This is a genomic window from Desulfurobacterium sp. (genome assembly GCF_027028515.1).
In the GTDB taxonomy this organism is placed as follows: Bacteria; Aquificota; Aquificia; order Desulfurobacteriales; family Desulfurobacteriaceae; genus Desulfurobacterium_A.
Map to the genome: position 1 here is coordinate 1 of NZ_JALVIW010000040.1, position 25,928 is coordinate 25,928.

The 25,928-nt window shown below is 41.3% G+C and carries 31 protein-coding genes; 16 read left to right on the forward strand and 15 right to left on the reverse strand.

Annotation, left to right across the window (positions count from 1 at the left end):
• Positions 1-241 (reverse strand): HAD-IIIA family hydrolase (locus tag MV676_RS03465; protein WP_297445339.1); only part of this gene is annotated, 241 nt, incomplete at its 3' end.
• A 150-nt stretch (positions 242-391) separates the two neighbouring features.
• Here MV676_RS03465 and MV676_RS03470 point away from each other — a divergent pair.
• Positions 392-916: an S-adenosylmethionine decarboxylase gene (locus MV676_RS03470; RefSeq protein ID WP_022847725.1), complete on the forward strand. Its 525-nt coding sequence runs from the start codon at positions 392-394 to the stop codon at positions 914-916.
• Positions 917-937: 21 nt separating this feature from the next.
• Here the strand turns inward: MV676_RS03470 and rsmI are convergent, their stop codons facing one another.
• Complete coding sequence (gene rsmI, locus MV676_RS03475; protein WP_022847724.1) at positions 938-1,756, reverse strand: 16S rRNA (cytidine(1402)-2'-O)-methyltransferase; 819 nt, start codon at positions 1,754-1,756, stop codon at positions 938-940.
• 1 nt (position 1,757) lies between these two features.
• Positions 1,758-2,135 carry a RidA family protein gene (locus tag MV676_RS03480; RefSeq protein WP_297445340.1) on the reverse strand — a complete coding sequence of 126 codons (378 nt, stop codon included), beginning with the start codon at positions 2,133-2,135 and terminating at the stop codon, positions 1,758-1,760.
• A 134-nt stretch (positions 2,136-2,269) separates the two neighbouring features.
• On the opposite strand from MV676_RS03480, the gene MV676_RS03485 reads away from it, so the two are divergent.
• The 15 genes from MV676_RS03485 (at position 2,270) to mtnP (ending at position 15,944) form a co-directional block, all read left to right on the forward strand.
• Positions 2,270-2,596 carry a hypothetical protein gene (locus MV676_RS03485; RefSeq protein ID WP_022847722.1) on the forward strand — a complete coding sequence of 109 codons (327 nt, stop codon included), beginning with the start codon at positions 2,270-2,272 and terminating at the stop codon, positions 2,594-2,596.
• Between the two features lie 22 nt (positions 2,597-2,618).
• Positions 2,619-4,601, forward strand: a complete 1,983-nt coding sequence (locus MV676_RS03490) for a chemotaxis protein CheA (RefSeq protein ID WP_297445341.1) — start codon at positions 2,619-2,621, stop codon at positions 4,599-4,601.
• Positions 4,601-5,104 carry a chemotaxis protein CheW gene (locus MV676_RS03495; protein WP_297445342.1) on the forward strand — a complete coding sequence of 168 codons (504 nt, stop codon included), beginning with the start codon at positions 4,601-4,603 and terminating at the stop codon, positions 5,102-5,104. Before MV676_RS03490 ends, MV676_RS03495 begins: the two co-directional genes overlap by 1 nt.
• The gene (locus tag MV676_RS03500; protein ID WP_297445343.1) at positions 5,105-6,994 is read left to right on the forward strand and encodes a methyl-accepting chemotaxis protein; all 1,890 of its coding nucleotides are present in this window, start codon (positions 5,105-5,107) and stop codon (positions 6,992-6,994) included.
• Positions 6,994-7,974 (forward strand): chemotaxis protein CheW, encoded by a 981-nt coding sequence (locus tag MV676_RS03505; RefSeq protein ID WP_297445344.1) that lies wholly within the window; start codon positions 6,994-6,996, stop codon positions 7,972-7,974. The genes MV676_RS03500 and MV676_RS03505 overlap by 1 nt, the downstream gene beginning before the upstream one ends.
• The gene (locus MV676_RS03510) at positions 7,961-8,356 is read left to right on the forward strand and encodes a chemotaxis response regulator CheY (RefSeq protein WP_297445345.1); all 396 of its coding nucleotides are present in this window, start codon (positions 7,961-7,963) and stop codon (positions 8,354-8,356) included. Before MV676_RS03505 ends, MV676_RS03510 begins: the two co-directional genes overlap by 14 nt.
• Positions 8,357-8,363: 7 nt before the next feature.
• Entirely contained in the window at positions 8,364-9,080 is a 717-nt protein-coding gene (locus tag MV676_RS03515) for a flagellar hook-basal body protein (protein ID WP_297445346.1), read from the forward strand.
• A gap of 15 nt (positions 9,081-9,095) precedes the next feature.
• The gene (gene flgG / locus MV676_RS03520; protein WP_022847715.1) at positions 9,096-9,896 is read left to right on the forward strand and encodes a flagellar basal-body rod protein FlgG; all 801 of its coding nucleotides are present in this window, start codon (positions 9,096-9,098) and stop codon (positions 9,894-9,896) included.
• Between the two features lie 18 nt (positions 9,897-9,914).
• Positions 9,915-10,565 (forward strand): flagellar basal body P-ring formation chaperone FlgA, encoded by a 651-nt coding sequence (gene flgA, locus MV676_RS03525; protein WP_297445347.1) that lies wholly within the window; start codon positions 9,915-9,917, stop codon positions 10,563-10,565.
• A gap of 35 nt (positions 10,566-10,600) precedes the next feature.
• Positions 10,601-11,209: a flagellar basal body L-ring protein FlgH gene (locus MV676_RS03530; RefSeq protein ID WP_297445348.1), complete on the forward strand. Its 609-nt coding sequence runs from the start codon at positions 10,601-10,603 to the stop codon at positions 11,207-11,209.
• Positions 11,210-11,220: 11 nt separating this feature from the next.
• The gene (locus MV676_RS03535) at positions 11,221-12,318 is read left to right on the forward strand and encodes a flagellar basal body P-ring protein FlgI (protein WP_297445349.1); all 1,098 of its coding nucleotides are present in this window, start codon (positions 11,221-11,223) and stop codon (positions 12,316-12,318) included.
• A gap of 11 nt (positions 12,319-12,329) precedes the next feature.
• Positions 12,330-12,611, forward strand: a complete 282-nt coding sequence (locus tag MV676_RS03540) for a rod-binding protein (RefSeq protein WP_297445350.1) — start codon at positions 12,330-12,332, stop codon at positions 12,609-12,611.
• Entirely contained in the window at positions 12,608-14,686 is a 2,079-nt protein-coding gene (gene flhA / locus MV676_RS03545) for a flagellar biosynthesis protein FlhA (protein ID WP_297445351.1), read from the forward strand. The genes MV676_RS03540 and flhA overlap by 4 nt, the downstream gene beginning before the upstream one ends.
• A 73-nt stretch (positions 14,687-14,759) precedes the next feature.
• Positions 14,760-15,059 (forward strand): hypothetical protein, encoded by a 300-nt coding sequence (locus tag MV676_RS03550; RefSeq protein ID WP_022847709.1) that lies wholly within the window; start codon positions 14,760-14,762, stop codon positions 15,057-15,059.
• Positions 15,060-15,089: 30 nt separating this feature from the next.
• Complete coding sequence (gene mtnP, locus MV676_RS03555; protein WP_297445352.1) at positions 15,090-15,944, forward strand: S-methyl-5'-thioadenosine phosphorylase; 855 nt, start codon at positions 15,090-15,092, stop codon at positions 15,942-15,944.
• 47 nt (positions 15,945-15,991) lie between these two features.
• Here the strand turns inward: mtnP and MV676_RS03560 are convergent, their stop codons facing one another.
• From MV676_RS03560 to MV676_RS03615, 12 genes are all read right to left on the reverse strand, one after another.
• Positions 15,992-17,089, reverse strand: coding sequence for an inositol-3-phosphate synthase (locus MV676_RS03560; RefSeq protein ID WP_297445353.1), 1,098 nt, complete (start codon positions 17,087-17,089; stop codon positions 15,992-15,994).
• Positions 17,090-17,479, reverse strand: a complete 390-nt coding sequence (locus tag MV676_RS03565) for a hypothetical protein (RefSeq protein ID WP_022847706.1) — start codon at positions 17,477-17,479, stop codon at positions 17,090-17,092.
• Positions 17,480-17,482: 3 nt separating this feature from the next.
• Positions 17,483-18,283, reverse strand: coding sequence for a tol-pal system protein YbgF (gene ybgF, locus MV676_RS03570; protein ID WP_297445354.1), 801 nt, complete (start codon positions 18,281-18,283; stop codon positions 17,483-17,485).
• On the reverse strand, positions 18,283-19,359 hold the full coding sequence (locus MV676_RS03575) for a nitronate monooxygenase (protein ID WP_022847753.1): 1,077 nt from the start codon (positions 19,357-19,359) through the stop codon (positions 18,283-18,285). Before MV676_RS03575 ends, ybgF begins: the two co-directional genes overlap by 1 nt.
• A gap of 12 nt (positions 19,360-19,371) precedes the next feature.
• The gene (locus tag MV676_RS03580) at positions 19,372-19,848 is read right to left on the reverse strand and encodes a DUF523 domain-containing protein (protein ID WP_027720127.1); all 477 of its coding nucleotides are present in this window, start codon (positions 19,846-19,848) and stop codon (positions 19,372-19,374) included.
• A complete protein-coding gene (locus MV676_RS03585) occupies positions 19,841-21,049 on the reverse strand; it encodes a pitrilysin family protein (protein WP_297445355.1) in 1,209 nt (402 codons plus the stop codon). The genes MV676_RS03580 and MV676_RS03585 overlap by 8 nt, the downstream gene beginning before the upstream one ends.
• Entirely contained in the window at positions 21,049-21,696 is a 648-nt protein-coding gene (purN, locus tag MV676_RS03590; protein WP_022847703.1) for a phosphoribosylglycinamide formyltransferase, read from the reverse strand. The genes MV676_RS03585 and purN overlap by 1 nt, the downstream gene beginning before the upstream one ends.
• Positions 21,693-22,727 (reverse strand): phosphoribosylformylglycinamidine cyclo-ligase, encoded by a 1,035-nt coding sequence (gene purM / locus MV676_RS03595; RefSeq protein ID WP_022847702.1) that lies wholly within the window; start codon positions 22,725-22,727, stop codon positions 21,693-21,695. The genes purN and purM overlap by 4 nt, the downstream gene beginning before the upstream one ends.
• The gene (locus MV676_RS03600) at positions 22,720-23,691 is read right to left on the reverse strand and encodes an HD domain-containing protein (RefSeq protein WP_022847701.1); all 972 of its coding nucleotides are present in this window, start codon (positions 23,689-23,691) and stop codon (positions 22,720-22,722) included. Before MV676_RS03600 ends, purM begins: the two co-directional genes overlap by 8 nt.
• A gap of 177 nt (positions 23,692-23,868) precedes the next feature.
• Positions 23,869-24,105: an acyl carrier protein gene (acpP, locus tag MV676_RS03605; protein ID WP_022847700.1), complete on the reverse strand. Its 237-nt coding sequence runs from the start codon at positions 24,103-24,105 to the stop codon at positions 23,869-23,871.
• A 45-nt stretch (positions 24,106-24,150) separates the two neighbouring features.
• On the reverse strand, positions 24,151-24,885 hold the full coding sequence (fabG, locus tag MV676_RS03610; RefSeq protein ID WP_297445359.1) for a 3-oxoacyl-[acyl-carrier-protein] reductase: 735 nt from the start codon (positions 24,883-24,885) through the stop codon (positions 24,151-24,153).
• A gap of 13 nt (positions 24,886-24,898) precedes the next feature.
• On the reverse strand, positions 24,899-25,915 hold the full coding sequence (locus tag MV676_RS03615; RefSeq protein WP_297445360.1) for an aminopeptidase P family protein: 1,017 nt from the start codon (positions 25,913-25,915) through the stop codon (positions 24,899-24,901).
• Between the last annotated feature and the right edge of the window lie 13 nt (positions 25,916-25,928).

A 25,928-nucleotide genomic window follows, 5' to 3' on the forward strand; every position in this document is an offset into this window, starting at 1 on the left:
CGCTGTAAGGTTCTAAAAGTTGATTCAGCCTTTTGTTTACTGCATGGAAATCTTCCTCTTTAAAATAGCCTCTTCCTATGCCGGATTGATTGGAGATTACGATTAGGAGAAATCCTGCGTCTTTTAGCATTTTGAGTCCTTCAGCAACGCCCGGGAGTAGTTTTACCTTTTCTGGCTCGTGTATGTATCCTTCATCTTCAATGAGCGTATTGTCTCTATCAAGGAATACTGCCCTTTGCATTCTATGTCCCTGCCTTTTTGGTGTGGTTGATTATACTTAATTCTGCTTGAATGGTATTGCTAAAACTTTCAAAAGTGTGAAAATTTATCTTGCTACTTTTAATCTGAAGGATAGATTTAGGTTTTGCTAACCCATGGTGGAGGGTGAAAGATGGAATTTGTAGGAAGACACATAATGATGGATGCGGTTGTAACTGATATTACAAGAATTAACACGATTCAGCCCATCTACGACTACATGGAAGAGATGGCGAGGCAACTTGACATGACACTTGTATATCCACCTATCGTTGCCCGTTTTCCGTTTGCACAGTCAGAACTTGAGCAGTTTGTTAAAAAACTTTCCGAAGAGAACGTTAAGAGTGTAACCCTCGATTTTATGGAGGAGACGCTTAAAAGGAGAGCCACTGAAGATAGCGGAGTTTCAGGTGTTTCTATCTGGCTGGAGAGCCACTGTACTATTCACACATGGCCTGAAGAGAAGTTTTTCAGTCTTGACGCTTACAGCTGTAAAGATTTTGATCCAATGGTTGCCCTTGAGCTTACTATAAAGTGGTTTAAGGTTGAGTATGCATCTTTTGTTGATGTTGAAAGATATATCGGTGCTCCATGTAAGATAAAAGCTTATGAGTATAAAAACGGAGAACTTGTTCCCTGTCAACCTTCCATTAAGTGAAAGCAGGCGGTTAGCCTGCTTTCACTCTGAAAATATCTTCAGTGCTTTCTTGTAAATCTCGTTTTTCTTTAAGCCTGTAATCTGGCATGTCTTTTTAACTGCTTCTTTGAGAGTTTTTCCCTCTTTTTTGAATTTCTCAAGGAGTTTTGCAGGGTCTATCTCTTCAGCTGTTGCTTTTTGAGGATAAAAGAGAAGCACCATTTCGCCTTTTGGTGTCAGGTTTTTTAAAATCTCTTCAGCTGTTCCCTCTGTAAATTCTTCGTGAAGTTTCGTTATTTCCCGGTAGAGAGCGATTTTCCTGTCGGGTGATAACTTTGAAATCGTTTTTAATGTTTCTTCTATACGGTGGGGAGATTCGTATGCTACCACTGTCCATGGCATTTGTAAAATTTCCACGAGCGCCTCTTCCCTTTTCTTTCTCTTTTTAGGCAGGAAACCGTAGAAGAGAAATTTATCCGTTGGAAATCCAGAAGCAGATAGTGCTGCGATTACCGCTGATGCACCGGGTACGGGAATGACATTTATTTTCTCTTCCCGGGCCCTTTTTACGACTCGGAATCCCGGATCGCTTATGGCTGGCGTTCCGGCATCTGAGACTAAACAGACGTTGTTCCCTTCCTCTAACAGATTTATGATTTTTTCGGTGGCTTCTTTTTCGTTGTGTTCGTGGTAAGCGAGGAGTTTCTTTCCTGAAATGTTAAACGCTGAAAGTAGCTCTTTTGTTCTCCTTGTGTCTTCTGCAGCTATTACGTCAGCATTTTTCAATGTTTTAAGTGCTCGTAGAGTGATATCTTCCAAATTGCCAATAGGTGTTGCCACAACAAAAAGGGTGCCTTTCATTTTAAACCTTTGCAATACACTCTATTTCTATCTCTGCATTGAGTGGAAGGTTTGAAACTTCGACTGTTGCCCTTGCGGGGAATACCGGGCAATTCTTGAAGAAATTTCCATAGATTTCGTTTACTTTTGCGAAGTTTTTGATGTCTTTTATAAAGATAGTGGTTTTAACTATTCTTTCTTTAGAACTTCCTGCCGCTTTTAGAACAGCTTCTATGTTTTTTAAAATCTGCTCTGTTTGGTTTTCAATTCCTTCTACAAGTTTCCCCGTTTCCGGATCTATACCTATCTGTCCGGACAGGAATAAGAATCCGCTGACGATTATTCCCTGAGAGTAGGGCCCCACCGGTTCCGGTGCTTCTTTCGTTTTTACACTTTCCACCGCTTGCTCCTTTTTGGTTTCTATTTCTACAGAAATTTTATCAAAATGTAAAGTTGAAAAGACGGCAGAAGTTGATGTAGAATAAACAAAATGAGAAGCTACATAAGAAATTATATTGGTGAGGGGATTCTTATATGAAAGAAAAAGAACTACTGATAAAGCAAATTGAAAAGGCAAGGGAAGAAGGGGATAAGATGGTTTCCGAGATTCTCTCGGGCGTAAAGAGAATCCTCGAGCTTCTTCCGGAGATTTCCAGCGGGAACGATGAAAAATGTGAGAGGGTACGAAACCTTCTTCAAGAAATGACGACAGTTACCGGCTATCAGGATATCATTTCTCAGAGACTTGAAAAGGTTAAAAAAGTTCTTGCCGGTGACGAAAATGTAACTGTTGAGGATCTTGATTGGAATTTAGAAGAGAGTAAAAGGGTTGCTCAGGACGACATTGATAAGTTTTTTTAATTGATGGAGCAGGGTTGGGTACATGAAGATTGATATTCCTCAGGACATGCAGGAAATTTTTGAAGAATTTTTGGTTGAAGCCGGTGAGATAATAGACAGTCTTGATCAGGATCTTATAAATCTTGAAAATTCTCCCGATGATGAAGAGCTGATTAACCGTATTTTCAGGGGAATGCATACCCTTAAAGGTGGTGCTGGATTTCTAAATCTTACTACTATCGTTGAGCTCGCCCACCGTATGGAAGACATTTTTAACAAGGTAAGAAGTGGTGAGTTGAAGATAGATTCTGGAAAATTGGACATTCTTTTTGAGGGCCTTGATAAGTTAAAAGAGGCTCTTGATATGGTGAGGGACAGTGGCGAAATTCCTGATCCAGAAAATATAGACGATATATTGAAAAAACTGGACTCCATACTTAAAGGCGATAGCGGCAGTCCGCAGGAAGAGAATGGTTCAGAAAGCTCGGAAAGTTCTTCAACAGAAGGTAGTGAAAACGGTGTTAAGGGATTAAAGTTTAAGGAGGATGTTCCGGAAGCTCTTAAAAAGTTGATAAAGAGGTATCCGGATAAGGATTTAGCCGGACTTTTGGAAGAGATAATTTTGATGCCACCGGAAGAGCGGCCTATGGAGATAATTCCGGTTATTGAAAAGTTGATTGATGAAGGAAAGGAGATAAAAGACCTTTTGAAGGAAGAGAAACAGGAAGAAAAGAAAGAGCCTCCTCCACCTCCTTTGCAGAAAAAAGAACCTGCGAAAAGGCCAGAACCTGTAAAGCCTCCCGTGCCTGCCAAGCCTCCTAAGGAAAAGAAGAAAACAAGTGATGTTATCAGAATAGATGTTGAGAGAATAGAAAATCTTATGAATCTTGTTGGAGAGATAGTCCTTGATAGAAATAGAATAATGAGGCTTATTTCTCAGCTTGAGAGAGAGCTTAGAAGTGAGACGATAGAAGCTCTCAACGAAACCGTTATAAGTATGGACAGGACGGTTAGTGACCTTCAGGCTGCGGTTATGAAACTGAGAATGCAGCCCATAAAGAAGATATTTTCCAAGTTTCCCCGCATAGTGAGAGACCTTTCTAAAAAGCTCGGCAAAAAGGTTAATCTAATAATAGAAGGTGAGGATACAGAACTTGATAAATCCATAATAGATAAGCTGGAAGATCCACTTATCCATCTTGTTAGAAACTCTCTTGATCACGGTATAGAGATGCCCGAAGAAAGAGTAATGATGGGCAAGCCGGAAACGGGGACGATAAAGCTTTTTGCCTATCACGAGGGTGATCACATCATTATTGGCATTTCTGATGACGGTCGCGGTATAGATGTTGAAAAGGTGAAGGAAAAAGCGATAGAAAAGGGATTGATAACGCCGGATCAGGCAAAACAGATGACGGAGAAAGATGCCTACAGCATTATCTTAATGCCAGGGTTCTCAACCAATGACCAGGTCACGGAACTTTCGGGTCGTGGTGTTGGCATGGATGTTGTTGCCTCTGTCATTTATTCCCTTAGAGGAACTATAGAGATAGAGAGTGAAGAGGGGAAAGGGACTACAATTCTTCTCAAACTACCGCTGACTGTTGCCATTATAAGGACTCTTATCATAGGCGTTAATAATCAAATATTCTCTATCCCACTCCATGCCATAATAGAGATTGTGAAGTACGATAAAGAAAAAGTTAAAAATGTTGGAAGGTTTAAGAGCCTTGTATTAAGAGATGAAGTTTTACCTTTGTTTAGCTTGAATGAACTTTTAGGCATTGAGGAATCAGAAGATAAAAATTTCATCGTTGTTGTTAAAGTTGGTGAAAAGTATATTGCCGTTTCTGTTGATAAGCTTTACGGAGAAGAAGAGATAGTTATTAAATCAATGGGGGCTCTTCTTGAAGATATTCCCGGAATTGCCGGTGCAACAATTGCCGGCGATGGAAGAGTAATTCTGATTTTAGACATCAATTCCCTTTTGAACGACATTAAAAAAGACCTGATAGGGGTAATCTAATGCAGGTAGAAGATGGTAGGAAGAAAGAGTTGGAGATAGAAGAGATAGTTGGTGCGACGGTTTCAAGAGAGATACAGGTAATAGGTTTTAAGTTGAACGATGAACTTGTCGGTATTCCTATAGAAGAGATTGTTGAAATAACGACCGATAAAGATATAACGCCTGTTCCAAAGTCGCCCGAGTTTGTTTTGGGAGTAATGAACCTGAGAGGAAAGATTGTTCCCGTAGCTACTGTAAAAAAGAAGTTGGGGATAAAGGAAGAAATTACACCAGAGCTGTTTGAAAAGAATAACATCATTATCCTTGATACCGACTACGGAGAGGTTGGAATTACGGTAGATGAAATAGTCGGTTCTCTGAGGTTTACTGAGGATGATATCCTGCCGGAGCCGACGGGAACAATAGGGATTGAGATTAAACACATAAAAGGTGTGGTTCAGTTAGACAGTCAGCTTTTGATAATCCTTGATACGAAAACCATTTTTTCAAAGGAGGAAAAATAGATGTTTGGCAACAGAGGGAACGGGGAATCCACAGTTTTTCTCAAAAAAACGATAGCCAATCTTGAGAAAGAGATAGAAAAACTTGAAGAGCAGCTGAAGGCTTGTGAAAAGGAGAAGAAGAACCTTTTTGAAACAGTAGAACAGGTAAAAAGGACTGCGGAAGAAGAGAAGAGGGCATTACAGGAAGAGCTTGAAAAGGTTAAGGAAGAAAAAGAGAAGATAGATAACGATCTCTACATGTATAAACAGATAGTTGACTCTTTCATGGAAGAAGCATTTTTCCTCGCTAGTCCGGACTTTAAGCCAGGTCGGGCGGGTAACGAAATTGTGCTGGCAAACAGGAGAGCTCTCGAGATAGCCTCAAAGTGGAAAGACGTTTTCCTTAAAGAGTTTGGCGTTAATCCTGATAATTTAATAGGGACGTCTATTCACGTGATGCATAAAGATCCGGAAAGAGTAAAGGCTCTTCTTAAAGCGACAAGACCTGGTGAACATATTAAAAACGCCGACATTCCTGTAGGTCCTTATGTTATGGCATCATACAGGCATGTTATTCTCAATAAAGACGGAAGCGTCAGGGGTTATCTTGCAACCTGGAAGGATGCAACTGCAGAAAGAGAGATAGTTGAAAACCTGAAAACAACGCAGCAGATGATAGTTTCAAACCTTAAAGCAGCGAAAGAGAGTCTCTTCCAGGCTATTGACACGGCCGTTTCCGTTTCTGTTGTTCTCAACAGCATTCAAAAGGTTATAGAGACATCAAAAGAAGAGTCTGAAGCGGCAAGAAAGATAAAGGAACAGATAAATGACCTTGTGAAGGTTTCTGAGCAGCTTAAAGTAAACTACAACGAAATACTTGAATATCTTAACGAAGCGGAGAAGAAAACCACCTCTTCTATTGAGCAGATGAAGTACATTCACTCAATAACCAGCAACCTTGAAGAGGTTGTTCAGGACTTAAGGCATCAGACAGAGCAGATTGACCAGGTTGTGGAAGTGATAACTTCCATAACTGAGCAGACTAACCTGCTTGCTCTCAATGCTGCCATTGAAGCCGCAAGGGCAGGAGAAGCAGGTAGAGGCTTTGCCGTAGTTGCTGATGAGGTAAGAAAGCTGGCAGAAAGAACGAATAAGTCTGCCGTTGAGATTAAAGAGGTTGTTAAGAACATGCGTGAGAAGATGGCAAAAACAACTAAGATTACGGAAGAAGCAACGAAAGCTGTCAACGACGGGATGGATATATTCAGTCAGAACAAGGAGGTTTACAACAATATTAAGGATTCAGCGGAAGACACACTTGCAGTTATCAACAGGCTGTTTACTGCCGTTGAAGAGGAAGAGAAACACATCGAGACAATCGTTGAGAAGATTCAGGATTCTTCAGAGATTATCAGTAACCTTTCCACGATTACGGATAATGTTATTAAGAATTCTGACAGAACGAAAGCCGAGATTAAAAAAGTTCTTGCTACATTTGGTATGGTTGATCTTGGAGATGCAAAAGACCTCATCAAGATTGTTACCGATGTTCTTGATATTATTGAAAGCATTGAGGAGAACATCAGAAAAGTTTACGTTCTCAATATTCAGCCCGATACAACATTTATTGCTTCCGTTAATTCACTGATGAATACGATAACCTCTTCAACCCACGTCTTTAGAACAGTTACTTCAAAACATCCAGAGCTTACATCTCTCATTTCAGAAATAGAAGAGCTTATGGAGGATCTTCTTGTAGGGGCTAAAGAGATAGCAGTGGCTCTTCAGAATAGAGATTTTGAAGAAACACTTGAAAAGATGGAAGAACTTATCAAGGTGAGCAACGAGATTACATCAAAGGTAGTTGTTTGTATAAAAACCTATCTGAACATAAAAGATGGAGGCCGTTAATGCCTAAAAAGGAGGAGCTGCTTCCGAAAATACTTGAAACCGGAGCCAATGAGCTTGAGATAGTTGACTTTAGAATGTATGAGAAGCTTGAGGATGGTTCCATATATGAGTGGGCTTTAGGCGTTAATGTTGCCAAGGTAAAAGAAGTTATTTTTACTCCTGAGAATGTGGCGAAGACGCCAAAGTCACCTCCTGAAGTTGTGGGAATAGCCAAAATAAGGGATAAGAATGTTCCTCTCCTTTCTCTTGCAAGATGGATGAAGATTAAACCGGCAATGGATGAGAAATATACTATTGTAATGGAATTTTTGAGAGAGATTGTCGGTATAACAATTCACGAGGCAAAGAGAATCCGCCGTTTAAAGTGGAACGAGATTAAAAAACCGCCTAAAAGTATGAACAACAAGCTCGGCGGCAAGATTGTTGGAGTTATAGAGATAGAAAACGGTCAGCTTCTTCTACTGCTTGACTTTGAGGGTATTCTTGATGAACTTGGTATGATAAAAGTTATGAGTGTCAGCAGTATTAATAAGAAAAAACTCGGAATTAAGAAAGACGAACACTTTAAGATTCTCATTGTTGATGACAGTTCCGTTGCTCGCAGAATAATGAGAAAGATTTTGACTGAAGATGGTCACACCGTATATGAGGCAACAAACGGTATAGAAGCTCTTGAGTTACTTCACGACTGGCTTAAAAACGCCAAAGAAGAGGGGAAAGACCTTTCCGATTTTGTTCAGCTTATAATTTCTGACATAGAGATGCCCGGAATGGATGGTTTAACTTTCACGAAGAAAGTTAAAGGGAACCCTGAATTTGCCAAGATACCTGTTATAATAAATACATCGCTCAGTGACCAGGCTAACGTTAGCAAGAGTAAGTTTGTTGGAGCAGATGCGCACCTTGTAAAGTTTGATGCACCTGACCTGATAAAGCTTGTCCATAAATACGCTTTAAGGAGGAATGATGCCTCTTCCTGATCCGAATATAAAGATTCTGGTAGTTGACGATATGGCTACAATGAGGAGGATAGAAAAGTCTCTTCTGATGCAGCTTGGTTTTAAAAACATAGACGAAGCTGAAGACGGAAAGGTTGCCCTTCAAAAATTAAAGCAGGGGCATTACGATTTTGTTCTTACAGACTGGAACATGCCCAACATGACCGGACTTGAGCTTGTTCAGGAGATAAGAAAGGACCCAAAATTGAAACATCTGCCCGTTTTGATGGTAACTGCTGAAGCGAAAAAAGAAAACGTTCTTGCAGCCATAAAGGCTGGTGTTAATAACTATGTTGTTAAGCCATTTACCGCAGAAACGCTGAAAGAAAAGATAGAAAAGATATTTTCTGCCTATAAAAAGTGAGGTAGCTATGGCAGTTGACCTTCAATCTATATATATGCTTGCAAGTGGCGGCAGGCGTGCTATGGAACAGTTAGATGTTACTTCAAACAACATAGCTAACGTTGACACGCCGGGTTTTAAAAAAATTATTGAAGAAGAGATGTACCAGAATGTTCCTGTTAATAAAGGAGAAGCCGCCAAACTGTTAACCTTCCCGAGGTTTAAAGAAACAGTTCCTGTACTTTCCCAGGGTTCACTTCAAAAGACCGATTCACCCTTTGATTTTGCCATTTCCGGTAAAGGCTTTTTTACCGTTTTAACAAAAGCGGGCATTCTTCTTACCAGAAACGGACACTTCCATCTTGATAAAAACGGCTTTTTAGTTGATGCAAATGGGAATAAAGTTCTTGATGGTGAAGGGAAGCCTATTCTTTTAGACGGGACAATGCCTTTTAGTGTTACAGAAGATGGCAGAGTATTACAGGGTGGTGTTCAGGTTGCTGTTTTAGGTATAAAGGATTACGATTCTGTAACGCCCGTTGGGGAAGGTTACTATCGGGGTTCAGGAAACCGTAAAAAGGCAGAGTATAAAATTTTGGCCGGTTATCTTGAGAATTCTAACGTCAATCCTGTTGAGGAGATGGTTAATCTGATAGAAGCACAGAGACGTTTCGACATTTATGGAAATTTGATACGAAGCCTTGACAGAATTAACATAAAGAGTGTTGAAATAGGAAAGGTTTAATAAAGGGGGAAGACGATGATAAGAGCTCTCTGGACATCCGCTTCCGGAATGGAAGCACAGCAGACAAACCTTGACGTTGTTTCAAACAACATAGCCAACGTTAACACTATTGGATTTAAACGTTCTAGGGCAAACTTTGAAGACTTGATGTATCAGACGATTAAAGACCCCGGAGTTATGAGTTCAGATGAAAACATGGTGCCTTCCGGCATTCAGATAGGACTTGGAGTTAAGCTTTCTGACGTTAGTAAGATATTCACACAGGGAAGTTTGATAAAGACAGATAAAAAGTTTGACCTTGCCATTCAGGGTGATGGATTTTTTAAAATAGAGCTTCCCGGCGGCGGAGAGGCTTATACGAGAGCGGGTGATTTTCAGGTTGATAGTGAAGGTTATCTTGTTACGCCTGAAGGTTACCGTTTGAGCCCAAATATACAGATTTCTTCCCCTGAAACGATAGTAAATGTGTCTATAAGTCCAAATGGAAACGTTTACATTGTTAGAAACAGCGGCGGGCAGGAGACAACAGAAGAGGTTGGAAAAATAAAGCTTTATAAGTTTATAAATCCCTCAGGTTTAAAGTCACTCGGTGGCAATCTTTACGCTCAAACAGATGCTTCAGGTGAACCTATTGAGGGTGATCCAAACACCGATGGTTACGGAAAACTACTTCAGGGATTCCTTGAGGCTTCCAACGTCAATATCGTTGAAGAGATGGTTAACCTGATAGTGGCTCAGCGTGCCTATGAAATTAACTCAAAAGGCATAACAACAGCTGACGATATGCTTCGGGTTGTCAGTTCTCTTAAATCATAATTTTTGAGAGGGTGTATTTTGCGCTTTTTCCTATTTGCTTTTTCATTTCTTCTTTTAACGGTTTTGCCGGCAAGCAGTGAAACCGTTAAAGATTTTATAAAACACTACATTGATGTTCATTTTCCGGGTAAAGCGGTAATTTTTGTAAGTGCACCTGATAAAAATATAGATTCTGATTCTGTCAGGGTTACGCTTACTTCAGAAGATAAATATTATCTGCGTTTTAGACTTTTTGTAAAAGATGGCGCAAAGGAAGAGATTATTCCTGTGAACGTGAGGGTTGCAAATCTTAAACCTGTGGTTGTTGCTGCACATGATATTCTTCCTAAAACGCTTATAAAAAAGAGTGATCTTAAAGTTAAAAAGGTTTTAGAAGACAGGGCTTCTCTTGGTTTCAATTCTGCTGAAGATGTTATCGGTAAAAGGGCGAAGAGACTTATAAGAGCCGGCTCTATAATTAAGCCTTCAGATGTGATTCCAGATTTTAAGGTTTTCAAAAATGCGCCGGTTAGGGTTGTCTATGTTTCTAACAACATAAGAATAGAGATGGTGGGCCAGGCACTTCAAAATGGTGCTTTAGGGGATATAATAGAAGTTAAAAACATATCTACCGGGAAGAAATTGCTATGCAGAGTTATAGGAAGTGGTGTTGTGGAATTTGTGCCCTGATTTTCTTTCTTTCAGGGTGCGCAAGTAGTCCGCCGGTGAAAAAGGAGGTGGCCTACAGACCACCGCCGCCACCAGTAGAAGAGGCAAAGCCGCTTTCAAAAGGTTCTCTTTACACTGGCTATGATGATCTCTTTTCTGATCCCAAAGCTCATCAGGTTGGAGATATTATAACGATAAAGGTTGTGGAGTCGCTTTCTGGTGAGGGAAGTTCAACCAGCTCAACGGGAAAGAAGTCTTCTATGAGTCTCAACGTTAATGGCCCAACCATTTTAGGTAAGAGCATCCCCGGTAATTCAACTAATCCGATCCTTGGTTTTTCTACTTCGCCTTCGATGGATTTTTCCGGTCAAGGAGCTACAAAAAGAGATGCCAAGCTTGTGGCAACAATAACTGCACGGGTTGTTAAAGTTTATCCTAACGGGAATCTCTACATAGAAGGCGAAAAGGTTATAAAGATAAACGACGATACTCAGGTTTTAAAAATATCGGGGATAATAAGTCCAACCGATATAGAGCAGGACAACTCGATACTATCTTCTAGAATTTCTGACATGTACGTTGAATATAACGGTAAAGGTTTCTGGGCAGAGAGTCAGAGGCCCGGCTGGCTTGCAAGATTCTTGATGAAGATATGGCCATTTTAGGGAGCAGATTTATGATTAAAAGGGTGTTTTTTCTCTTCGCTGTTTTGTTTCTCTTTTCAGTTAACGCCGGAGCGGTCACTACGAAGATAGGTTCTGAGGTAAATATTGAAGGCGTGCGGCCGAACTTTTTGACGGGTTACGGTATTGTTGTTGGACTTGACGGTACCGGTGACGGCTCTTCCAGCGTTTTTACGCTTCAGAGTATTTCAAATATGCTGAGGAAAATGGGGATTTATGTTGATCCAAAGGTAGTTAAGACCAAAAACGCTGCAGCTGTGATAGTTACGGCAAAACTTCCACCTTTTGCAAAACCGGGAATGACATTTGATGTTAATGTTGCTTCAATAGGTGACGCAAAGGATATTTCCAACGGAATTCTTATAAGGACGCCGCTCTTTGGTCCAGATGGAAAGATTTATGCCTTTGCTCAGGGGTCTGTTTCTACCGGCGGTGGTTATTCAGAATCAAACCAAGGAGGAAAGGTTCAGAAGAACTTCCCAACAACAGGTATCATTCCAGATGGTGGTATAGTTGAGAGGGGACTTCCCTTTGAACTTACTGATGAACACTTAATAACTCTTACGTTGAAATATCCTTCCTTTTCTGAAGCTGCTACGATAGCCGATGCCATTAACAGTGCCTTTGGTAGAGGAACGGCTGTTGCCATCGATTCTTCAACGGTTAAAGTGAGGTTTCCGGAAGGCGTTAACAAGGTTGATTTCATTTCAAAGATTCTTAACCTTTCCATAAATACCGAACCTGAACCTGTAGTTGTGATATATGAAAGGACGGGAACGGTTATAATGAGCGGTAACGTTAAGATAGATCCTCCTGTTTATGTTGCTCACGGTAATATTTATGTTTCAGTAACGAAAACGCCGCAGGTTTCGCAGCCATTTCCTCTTTCAAACGGCAAGACGGTTGTTACTGAGAATGTAACTACCAAGGTTAAGGAAGAAAGGGGTCATATATTTGGTGTTCAATCTGCTGACCTTAGAGATCTTGTTAAGGCTCTCAATGAGCTTGGCATATCCCCGAGGGATTTAATAGCGATAATTCAGGCTATAAAAGCGGCGGGCAAGCTTCATGCTAAATTAGTGATTATGTAACGGGAAGGGAGATGGAGCCGAAGATTATTCCTTACTGGGATGTTACGGCAATTAAAAATATCAAAACGGTAAAAGACGTTGCCAGAGAGTTTGAGGCAACGTTTCTTGAGATTATGTTGAAAGAGATGGGAAAGGGAATACCGGAAGGTATGTTTTCCTCCTTTTCAGATAAGATGTACACCGATATGTTTGATATGACAGTTGCAAATAAACTTGCCTCCTCTGATAGATTTGGACTTGCAAAGTATATAGAGAATGCCCTTAACGCCTATAAAAAGGCGGAGAATCTATGAAAGAAACACTTCTTCTCTACGTGAACAAGCTTTACAAGTATTCTGATCTTCTTTTTGTTCTTCTCCTCCTTGCCATTCTTGCCTCGATGGTGCTTCCCATTCCTCCTATGGTTCTTGATATTCTTTTAACATTTAGCATTACACTATCTTTGTTAATTCTGATGACTACGATTTATATAAACCATCCCCTTGAACTTTCTTCTTTTCCATCTCTACTCCTTATCGCAACGCTTTTTCGTCTATCTCTTAACATTGCAACAACAAGGCGAATTCTCCTTCATGGAAATGAGGGACCTGCGGCAGCCGGTAAGGTTATAGAGGCTTTTGGACAGTTTGTCGTTGGTGGTAACTACATTGTAGGTATTATCGTTTTCCTGATACTTGTGGTAATCAACTTTATCGTCATTACAAAAGGTACTGAAAGGATTTCAGAAGTTGCCGCAAGGTTTACTCTTGACGCCATGCCAGGTAAACAGATGGCGATAGACGCTGACCTTAACGCCGGTTTGATCGATGAGAAAGAAGCCCAGAGGCGCCGTCAGGAAATAGCAAGAGAAGCAGACTTCTACGGGGCGATGGACGGTGCTTCGAAGTTTATCCGTGGCGACGCCATTGCAGGGATTATCATTACGCTTATAAACATCCTTGGCGGTCTTGCCATAGGTGTTTTTCAGCATCACATGAGTTTGTCTGACGCCGCAAAAACATTTACTATTCTTACCGTTGGTGATGGACTTGTGGGACAGATTCCCTCTCTCATTACCTCAACTGCGGCCGGTCTTATGGTTACAAGAGCAGCAGCCGAGACTGACCTTGGAACGGAAATCTTTAAACAGTTAACAGGTTACCATAAAGCCCTTTTCATGGCGGCAGGGACTCTTGCGGTTATGGGTATCGTTCCGGGAATGCCAACAATTCCGTTTCTGCTTGTAGCTTCTCTCATTGCAATAGTTGCCTACATGGTTTACGAAGCTACTAAAGAGAGAGAGTTAAAAGAGGCAGAAGAGAGGGCAAAAGAGCTTTTAAAAGAGGCAAAGGCGAAAGAAGAGGAAGAAGATGTGATTTCTCCACCGGAAACGCTGGCAATGGAAATAGGTTATGCTTTGATACCTTATGTTGAGGATAAGAAAAAAGGAGAAATTGTTAAGAGGATAAAATCGTTGAGAAAGCAGCTTGCTAAAGAGTTAGGAATAATCATTCCTCTTGTTCACATAAGAGATAATCTTGAGCTTAAACCGGGTGAGTATAGAATTTTAATAAGAGATGTTGAGGTTGCCAGAGGTGAGGTAGAGCCTAACAAGCTACTTGCCATTGATACGGGGACAACAAAGGAAAAGATTCCCGGGAAGGAGACAAAAGAGCCGGCATTCGGGCTTACAGCTTACTGGATAGCACCTAACCTGAAAGATAGGGCAAAACTTTTAGGATATACTGTTGTTGACATTCCAACAGTTATAATTACTCATCTTTCGGAAGTTATCAAGAAACATGCCTACGAGATTTTGGGAAGGGTTGAAACAAAAGAGCTCATAGACAACCTTGCCAGGAAGTATCCTCTCGTTAAAGACATCGTTCCGGAGCAGGTGCCTTTAGGTGTCGTTCACAGGGTTCTTCAGAATTTGCTTAAAGAGGGCATTCCTGTTAAAGATCTTATGACTATCCTGGAGGCGCTTTCAGATAACATTTCAAAAACGCAGGATCCGGACATACTCACCGAATTTGTAAGACAGGCACTTGCCCGTTTGATAACGAACCTTTATGCTGTGAACGGTGAAATTACCGTTCTGACACTGACTCCAAAAGCAGAAAATTACATTTTAGAAAAGGTGAAACAGAACGACGGTTACCTTCCGCCTCTTGAACCTGCTTTCGTTCAGCGAATAATGGGTGACATTATGAAATACCGTGACATTTTCACCAGGAAGCAGGCAGTTCCGGTTATTCTCACTTCTCCTGCCGTTCGCCGTTTTCTTAAAAAGATAATAGAACCGTATGCACCAAATATTGTTGTTCTTTCCTACTCTGAAGTAGAACCGGGCGCAAAGGTTAACGTCGTAGGAACAGTCGGAGAGTGATTTTCCTTTGTCTTTGGAAGTTGATTTTGTTGTAGAATAATGGCACTAACAACAGTCCTACGGAGGTTTAAAGATGATTCTCTCTTTTGGAGAAGTTCCACAGAAGCATGAGGTTATAAACATAGCTTACGCTTTCATTCAGCAGAAAGAGAAAAACTGGTTCAACGGCGAGCTTCCGATTGACCCTGTTATGAGGGTTGTTGCAATGCTTGAGCAGCAGGCTGAGGATATAGGCGGGAACGGTGTTAAGAATATTACTGTCAAGATTCTTGAAGGCGTTGATAACGACGGTGATAAAGTGATTAATGTTTGGGGTATGGGAACGATAATAAAGGTTGAAGAAGGCGGTAAAGAGATATCCTTCAATAGGTAAATTAGGTAAATTTGAATTCAGGAGGAGAGTATGAAGATAGGAATTATCGGTGGAAGCGGACTTTACGACATTGAAGGTCTTACCGATGTTGAGGAAATAACACTTGATACACCTTTTGGTAAACCTTCAGATGCTTACATTCACGGAAAACTTGCCGGTAAGGATGTCTATTTCCTTCCAAGACACGGAAAGGGACACGTTTACCTTCCTTCAGAAGTTCCTTATAGAGCAAACATTTACGGATTTAAAATGCTCGGCGTTGATGCCATTCTCTCTGTCAGTGCTGTTGGTTCAATGAAGGAAGAAATAAAGCCCGGTGATTTTGTTATAGTTACCCAGTACTTTGACAGAACAAAAAACAGACCTTCTACGTTTTTTGGTAACGGCATCGTTGCCCACATTCCTTTCGATAAACCCACCTGCGAATGTTTGAACGAGCTTATTTACAAGGCCTGCCTTGATGAAGGTATCCCGGTTCATAGAGAAGGAACTTACATCTGCATAGAGGGACCTCAATTTTCAACAAAGGCTGAATCAAAGATTTACAGGAGCTGGGGCGTTGATGTGATTGGAATGACAAACATCCCTGAAGCAAAGCTCGCAAGGGAAGCAGAGATTCCTTATGCGGCTGTTGCTCTTGCAACAGATTACGATGTATGGAAGGAAGGTGAAGAGGTTAACGTTGAAAAAGTTCTTGCCACTATGGCGAAGAACATTGAGAATGCTAAAAGGATGCTTAAGCGTGTTATAGAGACAATTAAGCCAGAAGACATTGAAAACTCTTACGCAAAAACGGCGCTTGTTGGTGCTATTCAGACAAAGAAAGAGTATATCTCTGAAGAGGCGATGAAAAGGCTTGAACTTCTAATAAAAGATAGAATTTAAAGTAAAAAGGGGGCTTCAAAGCCCCTTTTTTTATTTTTAAGGACTTTTTACCTTTCCACTTCACCGTTGATAAATCTATCAACAAGCTCTTTTGCTTTCCAGTCCGGATACTGGATAGGTGGATGTTTCATCGTGTATGAAGAGATGGAGTAGAGGGGACCGCCTATCTTTCTATCAAGTCCAACTTTTGCACATCTTATAGCATCAATTGCAGAACCTGCACTGTTTGGTGAGTCTTCAACGGATAGTTTCAATTCTATGTACATTGGAACGTCGCCAAAGAGCCTTCCTTCAAGTCTTATGTATGCAATTTTGTTGTCTTTAAGCCATGGGACGTAGTCACTTGGTCCTATATGAATGTTGTTGTCAGCCATAGGGTACGGAATCAGTGAGCGAACGGCTTCCGTTTTTGATATTTTCTTTGTTTTAAGTCTTTTTCTTTCGAGCATGTTTAAGAAGTCTGTGTTTCCACCAAAGTTTAACTGGTAGGTTCTGTCTATTGCAACGCCTCTGTCTGTCATGAGTGTTGCAAGAACTCTGTGAGTGATTGTTGCGCCCACCTGTGATTTTATGTCGTCTCCGACGATTGGTAGTCCTTTTTCTTCAAACTTTTTAGCCCATTCGCTGTCTGATGCTATGAAAACAGGAATACAGTTGACAAAGGCGCATCCAGCGTCAAGAGCGCACCGGGCATAGTATCTTGTTGCTTCTTCAGAGCCAACAGGTAAGTAGTTGATAACAACCTCTGCTCCGGATTCTTTTAAAACTTTTGTTACGTCAACAGGTTCCTTGTCAGCTACCACGAATCTCTGGTCTTCCGGGTACTCATTCATGTGTTCTGCAAAGCCGTCAAGAACGGGTCCCATCTGGACTTCAACACCCATTTCCGGAACATCGGGATTGAAAACGGTCGTGCAGTTTGGCTTTTCAAAAATTGCCCTGCTTACATCCTTTCCAACTTTTCTTTTATCAATGTCAAATGCGGCAACGATTTCTATGTCCCACGGTCTATAGCCGCCTATATCGTAGTGCATAAGTCCAGATATATCTTTTTCTGACTTCCCCTGGTAGTAGTAAATTCCCTGTATGAGGGAACTGGCACAGTTTCCAACCCCTACTATGGCAACTTTTATTTTCCCTGACATTTAATTGCCTCCTTCCTTTTCTCTGTACTTTTTAGCAAGCTCCTTGAACTGGCTAATTTTACCATTTATACTTTCGGCTATCTTTTCCATCTCTTCCACTATGAGGGGAAAGTCAGACGCAAGCTGCTCCACAACCTCTTTTATTACCTGTTCTCTCTCTTCTTCAGTAAAGTACTCCTTACCTTTCAGAGCATCCTCTATTAATGCCATTTCAAGGAGTCCTAAAACTTCAAGCAAGGGATTGAGATTTTCCGTTTTGAACCGTTTTGACAGAAACCTTTCGACCTCTTCGTAACCGCCGTCCGGCCGGAACTTCGAAAGTTCAAGGTTAAGCCAGAGATCGAAGCCTCTATATGCAAGTCCTTTGATTCTCATATCTCTTTCATTCATCTATCAATCTCCAAGTTCCATCAGTTTTACTTTGGCTATGGCTGCTTCGTTTGTTGAAGGATATTTTGAAATCAGTTTTTTCAGCAGCTGCTTTGCTTTTGCATTGTCACCGAGTCCTTTGTAGCAGAGGGCTTCTTTAAGCAGGGCTGCAGGCACTTTGTTTCCTTTTGGTGACGGGTAGTAGTTTGAGTAGTTGTCAACAACCTTTTTGAAGTAGTCAAGGGCTGTTGCGTAATCGCCGTGGGAGTAGAATATTTCACCTATCCAGTAGAGGGAGTTGTCTGCCAGAGGACTGTCCGGATACCTTTTAACCAGTGTTTCAAACAGGATTCTGGCCGTGTCGAGTTCACCCGATTCCATTGCGTTGAAAGCCTTTTTATAGATGTCTTCGTCAGATACATTTATTACTTCTGGTGTTTGGACTTCTGCTGAAGGTTGCTCGACTCCGGCAGTTTCCTGCGGAGCTGCCTCTGTTTGATTTTCCGGTTGTACGGCGGATTTAGCAGATACGGTTATTTCTTTCAAAACTTTTTGTGTCTGCTGTGATGTTTTCTTGAGTTCGTATATTTCTTTTTCGTCTTCAACGAGCCTGTCCTCTACTCTGGCGACTCTCTCGTTGAGAGTTTTAATTTGAGCGCTGTTCTGTAAACTTTTTGCTTCTATTGAAGATATACGTTTTTCTAATTCTTCAAGTTTTTTATCGTATGCGCTCTCCTGCTTTGCAGGTGTTGTGTTTATCGGCTGTGTCTGAACGCAACCTGCCAGCAGAAGAGGAAAAACTGCAGCAACAAGTATCTTTTTCATCATTCCCCCCGGAAGTTAAGATTTTTCTTTGCAAGTTCCTCTTCGCACTCTTTTACAAGTTCCTGTATCAGTTCGTCAACGTGGTACATTCTGTTAACTCTTCCTACGTTACTGCCGGAAAATACAAGTCCATTTACCACGTCGCCCGCTGCAGATGCAAGCAGGGCATCAGCTATACAGTATATAGAATCTGCCTTTGCACATGTCTTTAAGCAGTTGTAGTGGCATCTGTGAGGTATTTTCCCTTCCTTTTCCAACCTTTCCGTAAATGGGTTTCTAACTGCATGTGCCGGCATGCCAACAGGGCTTTTTATAAATATAGAATCTTCCGGCTTCGCATTTATTATATACTCTTTGAATTTTTGATCGGCGTCACATTCGTAGGTTGCTATAAATCTTGTTGCGATTTGAACGCCTTTTGCACCCATTTCAAAGGCTTTTGCCATGTCTTTTCCGTCGAAAATGCCACCGGCCGCTATTACAGGTATCTTCTTAACGGCTTTTACTATGTCTGGAAGAACTTCCCACAATCCTTTGTCTGTTCCAAGATGGCCGCCCGCTTCGACGCTTTCAACAATTATCGCAGAAGCTCCGAGTCTTTCAGATAGAGCGGCGCCTTTTGGCGTTGATACTATCTCTATAAGCGGGATGTCAAAGGTTTTACATATTTTAAAGACGTCCTTTCCAAAGCCTGCTCCCTGAATGATAAAGTCCGCACCTGCATCAATGGCTGTAAGGAGCAGTTCGTAAAAGTGTGTCAATGCGTACATTATGTTTACGCCTATCAGACCGTTTGGTGCAAGTTCCTTTGCTTTTCTTATCTCTTCTGCAAGCTCTGTTGCGTATAGATAAGGCTTCATTCCCAATTCTTCAAGGTTTTTGCCTTTGCAAGTCTTTTTGGGTTCCTTTTTTCTGTCTTTTTCCTGGAGTAGAACGGCTGATATAACGCCCATTCCACCTGCGTTTGCAACAGCAGCTGCAAGTTTGTGGAGGGATACTTTCGCACCCATTCCGCCCTGGATAATCGGGTATTTTGGTTTTAGTCCTGCTATAACAAGTTCTGGCAATCTACTCATCTGTACTCCTTTTTAAAGTTTTTCTATCTCTTCAAGTTCGTCAGAACTTAAAACGCGGTAGCCATTTTTAATAAATAGGGCTGCTGCTACGCCTTTCCCTGCTTTTAGAGAGTCTGAGTTAAAATTATATATGGTTTTCACGCCGCACGAAGGACTTTTCTCCTTTAATATTACAGCTTTCACATTTTCTCTGAATAGATTTACTATTTTGAGTGCCTCCTGCGCACCTTTCACAAAATTTGCTGTCACGTCTGTTTTTTCTTCAACGGTTAAAACTCTGCTTTTTCCTTCTAAAACGGTGAAGCCGTCTCCTTTCTCTATTTTTGATGGAGATCTTGGCGTTGAAAGTCCTCCAAGCTGTTCCGGACAGACGGGAAGGATAAAAAACCTATCCTTAATAAACTTTAATCCTTCCCACGGAACACTCTTTCCGTCGTAACGGCATCGTATTCCTAATAAACACATACTTACAACTATTACGCTATCCATTGCAGACGATTACCTGATGGTAGGGTTTTTTACTTAACTCTTCAGCTGCTTCTTTTACGTCTTTAAGTGTTAGTGATTCAATCTCTTCTATGTATTGGGTGTCTTTTTCCGGTGTTCCTGTCAGCACTGTCCACCATCCGTAGTACCAGGCTTTTCGTAGTCTTTTCTCGTGGTCAAGTAGATAAGTCCCTTTAAGGTAGTTTTTGGTCCTGTTAATATCTTCTTCGCCGATTAACGCCGGCAGGTTTTCTATCAGGTTGTCAATGCCTTTTAGTGCCTGTTCTTCCTTTTCCGGCGACGTGCCTATGTATATGACAAATCTTCCAGGATTTTTTAGTGTCGGGAAGAAGGAACCTGTTGAATAGGCAAGTCCCTGTTTTTCCCGTAGCTGCTGAAAGAGGATAGAGTTAAATCCATCACCTACAACGGTGTTCAGCAGCTTATAGGAGACGTACTTTTTCCAGTCATTTACTGACGGTGCTTCGTATCCTCTTATTATGAAGGTTTGTGTTGAACCTTTCCTGCATAAGTTTACACTTTCACTTTTTTCAATGGGCGTTTTAAAGAGAAGTTTTCTGTTCTTTCCTCCCTTTATGGGAAGTTTAGAGAGTAGTTTTTCCACATTTTCGGGGATTTTCCCTGCAATTGAAATAATGAATTTTCCTTCGTTAAAAAACCTTCTGTATTTCTCTTTAAGGTCGTTGAGAGTTATGGGCACGACGGTTTCTACCGTTCCGGACGGTAGATTTTTGTAAGGTGTGTTTTTATAGGTGAAAAGGTTAAATTCTTCGTAACCAAACGAAAATGCACTTTCAAGTCTTGCCCTTATGGCAGCAATGGTTGTCTCTTTTTCTATTATGAAATCTTCTTCGGTAAAGGCCGGTTCCGTTATCAGTTCAGAGAGGACTTCTATGAAGACCGGGAATCCATCGGGAGTTATCTGGAAAGATATAGTAGAAAAATCTTTTCCTGTTTCTGGAATTATCGATGAACCGTAAGGTTCTGTTAAGAATGCTATTTCCTTGGTCGTTTTTGAAACACTCCTTTTTAGACCAACGTGGAGGGACAAGTTTGTGAGTCCTGCTTTTCCGTTGTCTGTTACGCTTCCGTTTTCTGAAAAGATGACGACAGAAGTTATGTCAAGTTCATCTACGGGATTGAGGACTGCTTCAACGTTTTCAGAAATTTTAAACCTCTCCATCAAAAGTCCTCCAGTGCCGGAACGACCGGCGGGGAGTCATAGGATGCACCTTTTACTGTAACCTTTCTTTCGTTGATTGTTATCCTGCCTTCAACGAACCACTTTACAGCCTGGGGATAAATTCTGTGCTCCCATTCCAAGATTCTATTAGCAAGTGTGTCAGGCGTGTCTTCCGGCTTTACAGGTACAACCGCCTGAATGATTATTGGACCTGTGTCAACACCGGTATCAATAAAGTGGACTGTGGCGCCGGAAAACTTTGCACCGTATTCCAGAACTTTTTTGTGAACGCCAAGTCCTGGAAAAGCGGGAAGGAGCGAAGGGTGTATGTTCATTATTCTGTTTTCAAAGGCTTTTACGAAAGTTGGCGTAACTATTCTCATGTAACCGGCAAGACAGACGAGGGATACACCTTCCCGTTTTAATATGGAAACGATTTTTTCATCGTAAGTTTCTCTATTTGAAAATTTTTTGAAAGGCAGGTAGCAAATGTTTATTCCAAATTCTCTTGCAATATTTATCGCACCGGCGGTTTCTCTGTCAGTGATAAGCAATGCTATTTCAGCTTGAATTTTTCCTGCCTCTACGGCTTCTGCTATTTTCTTAAAATTTGAACCTCTTCCAGAAGCAAGGACTGCTATTTTCATTTTATCTCAACCTTTTTGTTCCCTTCCTCTATTTTACCTATTATGAAAGCTTTTTCACCCGCTTCTTTAAGAACGGCAAGTGTTTTCTCCACGTCTTCAGGTGAAACTACCACACACATTCCAACGCCCATGTTGAACGTTTTAAACATCTCTTCTTCAGGAACGTTTCCCTTTTCCTGAATGAATTTAAATATTGGCAAAACTTCCCATGAATCTTTCTCTATTACGGCTTTTGTTCCGTTTGGAAGAATTCTTACAAGGTTTCCGGGTATTCCACCGCCCGTAATGTGGGCAAGCCCTTTAACATTTACTTTTGACAGGAGATTTAATATCGATTTTACGTATATTTTTGTGGGTGTCAGCAGAATTTCGGCAACGCTCTTTCCTAACTCATCAACGGTATCGTTTACGTCTAATTTCAGAATTTCAAAGAAGAGCTTTCTTACTAAAGAGTATCCGTTGCTGTGTATTCCCGATGATGCAATACCTATAACAATATTCCCCGGCTTTATCTTTTCGCCGGTTATGTACTTTTCCATGTCAACGATTCCGACTACGAAACCTGCAAGGTCATATTCACCTTCAGGGTAAAAGTCAGGCATCTCAGCCGTTTCGCCACCGATGAGTGCACAGCCGGCAATTTCGCATCCCTTTGCTATACCTTTTACAACGTCTGCGGCGGTGTCAACTGAGAGTTTACCTGTTGCGAAGTAGTCAAGGAAAAAGAGGGGTTTTGCACCAACGGTCAATATGTCGTTAACGCACATTGCTACAAGGTCAATTCCAACAGTATCGTGAACGTTTGCCATCTGGGCAACTTTAAGTTTTGTTCCGACACCGTCTGTTCCGGAAACTAAAACGGGTTTTTTGTAACCTTCAGGTATAAGATATCCTGCACCAAAACCGCCTATTCCGGCAAGTACGTTACTGTCAAACGTTTTTTTCGCGAAAGGTTTTATCCTCTCAACGAGTGCGTCTCCAGCTTCAATATCAACGCCAGCGTCCTTGTATGTAAGTTTTTTCTCACTCATAGCTAATCTCCCCGTCAAAGTAGATAGGAACTTCATAGGCAAAGTGTCTCTTTGTCCATCCCTTTCCTTCACCAAGCTCTCTCTCTATGTGCTCTTCGTATCCTTTGACTTTAGAATCGAGGGCGTCCGCATAGTGGAGAGCTACCGCCTCGAGTGTTTTTGGTTTTTTTGGTGAACCGAATTCGTACTCACCGTGGTGGGAAAGGATGCAGTGGAGCAGTTTTACTTTTAAGGTTTTAGGAAATCCTTCTATTTCATCAATTTTTTTAGAGATTAGTTCGCTTCCCGTGAAAATGTGGCCTAAGAGTATTCCTTCGTCTGTTCTATCAATTGCTACGTCCATGCTGTATTCGTCTATCTTTCCTATGTCATGAAGTATTGCAGCAGTAATGAGGAGATCTCTGTCTATGCTTTTATACCTTTTTGCCACGACTTCGCATATTTCAACAACCCCTAAAGTGTGTTCTAAAAGACCACCGATGGAGGCATGATGGATGAACTTTCCACCTGGTGCTTTCATAAATGCTGATGCAATCTCATCGTCGTAGAATATGAGTTCAAGAAGTTTTTTCAGGTATGGATTTTCTATCGTTTCAATAATTTCAAGCAGCTTTGTAAACTGTTCTTCAACGTCAAACCTGCTTACCTTTATAAATTTTTCTCTCTTAAATTCGGCTTTTTCTGCGTGGCGCATAAATTTTATCTTTGGCTGGACGTTTCCCTGAAAAAGTTCAACGTAAGCTTCAATAAAAACGACGTCACCTTTTTTGAAAATTGTGAGGTCTGCATCCTTTGGCGGCTTCCACCAGAGAATTGGAAGAGTTCCTGTCCTGTCAGAAACGATAAGTCTCAAGTATGGTTCGCCCGTTCGGTGCTTTTTGATCTCGGCGCTCTCTATTATAAAAAAGCCCTTAAACTCCTGCCCTGCCGGCATTTTATAAATGTCCCTTACAAGTACGTCCATCACGCTCCTTATAGTGATGAGTTTTAGGGGAAAATTATAGACTTTATATGAAATTGTAAACTTTTTTGAATGCTTTTACGAATAAGTTCTGATGGTTTAAAGAGAAAGATGGGATTTCGGCAGGTTTTTGTTAGGAGGGGGGATTTCCCCCCTTAAATTTTGAAAAGATGAGTACTTTTAGGTGTGGTTTTTGATGTATTCGATGGCGTCGCCAACTGTTTGAATCTTTTCAGCGTCTTCGTCAGGAATTTCAATTCCGAACTCTTCCTCAAGAGCCATAACGAGCTCAACTGTGTCAAGAGAGTCTGCGCCGAGGTCTTCTACAAAAGAAGCATCTGGAGTTACTTCTTCGGGATCAACTCCAAGTCTATCGGCGATAAGTTCTTTCACCTTTTCTTCGATGTTTTCTGCCATGCCAACCTCCTTAAATAGTTGATAGTGGAAATTATATTCCTAACTTTAGAAAAGTCCACCGTTGACGTGAATTGTGGTGCCTGTGATGTATGACGCCATGTCTGACACTAAAAATAGGACGGCGTCTGCAACTTCTGATGGTTCACCTTCTCTGCGCATAGGTATGGACTTTATTAGGGCTTCTTTTACCTTTTCCGGTATTTTCTGCGTCATGTCTGTTGTTATGTATCCCGGTGCTACGGCGTTTACGCGGATTCCCCGAGATGCAACTTCTTTTGCTAAGGATTTCGTAAATCCAACGAGTGCTGCTTTTGTAGATGAGTAGTTAACCTGTCCCGGGTTTCCTGTGAATCCAACGACAGAGGAGATGTTGACGATGGAGCCGGTTTTCTTTTTCATCATAAGGGGGACTACCTGCCTTGTTACGTTGTAGATACCTGTGAGGTTTGTTTCTATTACCGCATCCCAATCTTCATCCTTCATTCTCATAAAAAGGGTGTCCCTTGTAATGCCGGCGTTGTTTATGAGAATGTCTATCTTTTCCTCTTTTTCCGCTATCTCTGAGACAACTTTTTTGACTTCTTCTCTGTCGCAGACATTCATCTTCACGCCGTTTACGCCTATCTCTTCTGCGGCTTGCTTTGTCCTCTCTTCATTTGTTCCTGTGATGTAAACTGTTGCACCTGCGCTTTTAAGAGCAACAGCTATTGCCCTTCCTATACCCCGTGTTCCTCCTGTTACAAGGGCAACCTTACCGCTTAAGTCAATGGTTTTTGCCATTAAAACCTCCCTATTACTTTTGAAGGGTTATAAGTGAATAACCTCCGTCCTCTCTTACTAAAACATCATCTTCAATTCTTACGCCGCCAAGTTCGGGTATGTATATACCCGGTTCTACCGTTACAACGCTGTTTTTCTTTAAAATCTCATTTGATTTCGGGCTTAACGTTGGTGCTTCGTGGATTTCAACGCCTATTCCGTGTCCCGTACCGTGGATAAAGTAGTCACCGTATCCCTTTTCAGTGATGAAATCTCTTACTATTTTATCAACTTCGCGGCAGGGCATGCCCGATTTTGCTGCTTCTATTCCTTTTAACTGGGCTTCAAGGACTGTATCGTAAATTTTTTTAAGTTCGTAAGAAACGTTTCCTATAAGAAATGTTCTCGTTATATCTGAAAGATAGCCGCCGAAAATTGAACCGAAATCAACAATAACAACGTCACCATCCTTTACCTCTTTATGAGAGGTTTTCCAGTGAGGAATAGATGCACCTTTCCCGGATGCGACTATCGTCTCAAACGATTCTTCGCTGCCGTAGTGAAACATTCTGTTTACTAACTCTTTTCTGAACTGATACTCTGTTATACCCGGTTTTAAAAGGTGCAGAACGTCCCTTAATGACTGTTCGGCAATGGCAACTGCACGGGCTATGGCGTAGATTTCCTCTTCCGTTTTTACCACGCGAAACTCTTTCAAAAAGCCGTTGACCGTGGTGGTTTCAAAGTGTTTTTCTATTTCGTTAAACTGTTTTAACGTTACTCTTTCGCCGTCAACTATTACCTTCCTGTTCCCGAAAATTTCTTTCAGGTTTTCAAAGCTTTTCCACTCTAAAACGTTGAACTTTTTTGCTCTTTCTCTTGCAGCGTTAAGGTAGCGTTTATCGGTGAAGAAAAAGCCTTCACCTTCTGCTGTGATAACCACGACGCCAAATGACGACGGAAACTTTGTGAGATAGAACCGTTCCTTTCCGTCAATAGTTATTAAAAGATCACCGTACTTTTTTATCTTTGCGGCTATCCTTTCAAGCATGCTTTCTCCAGAT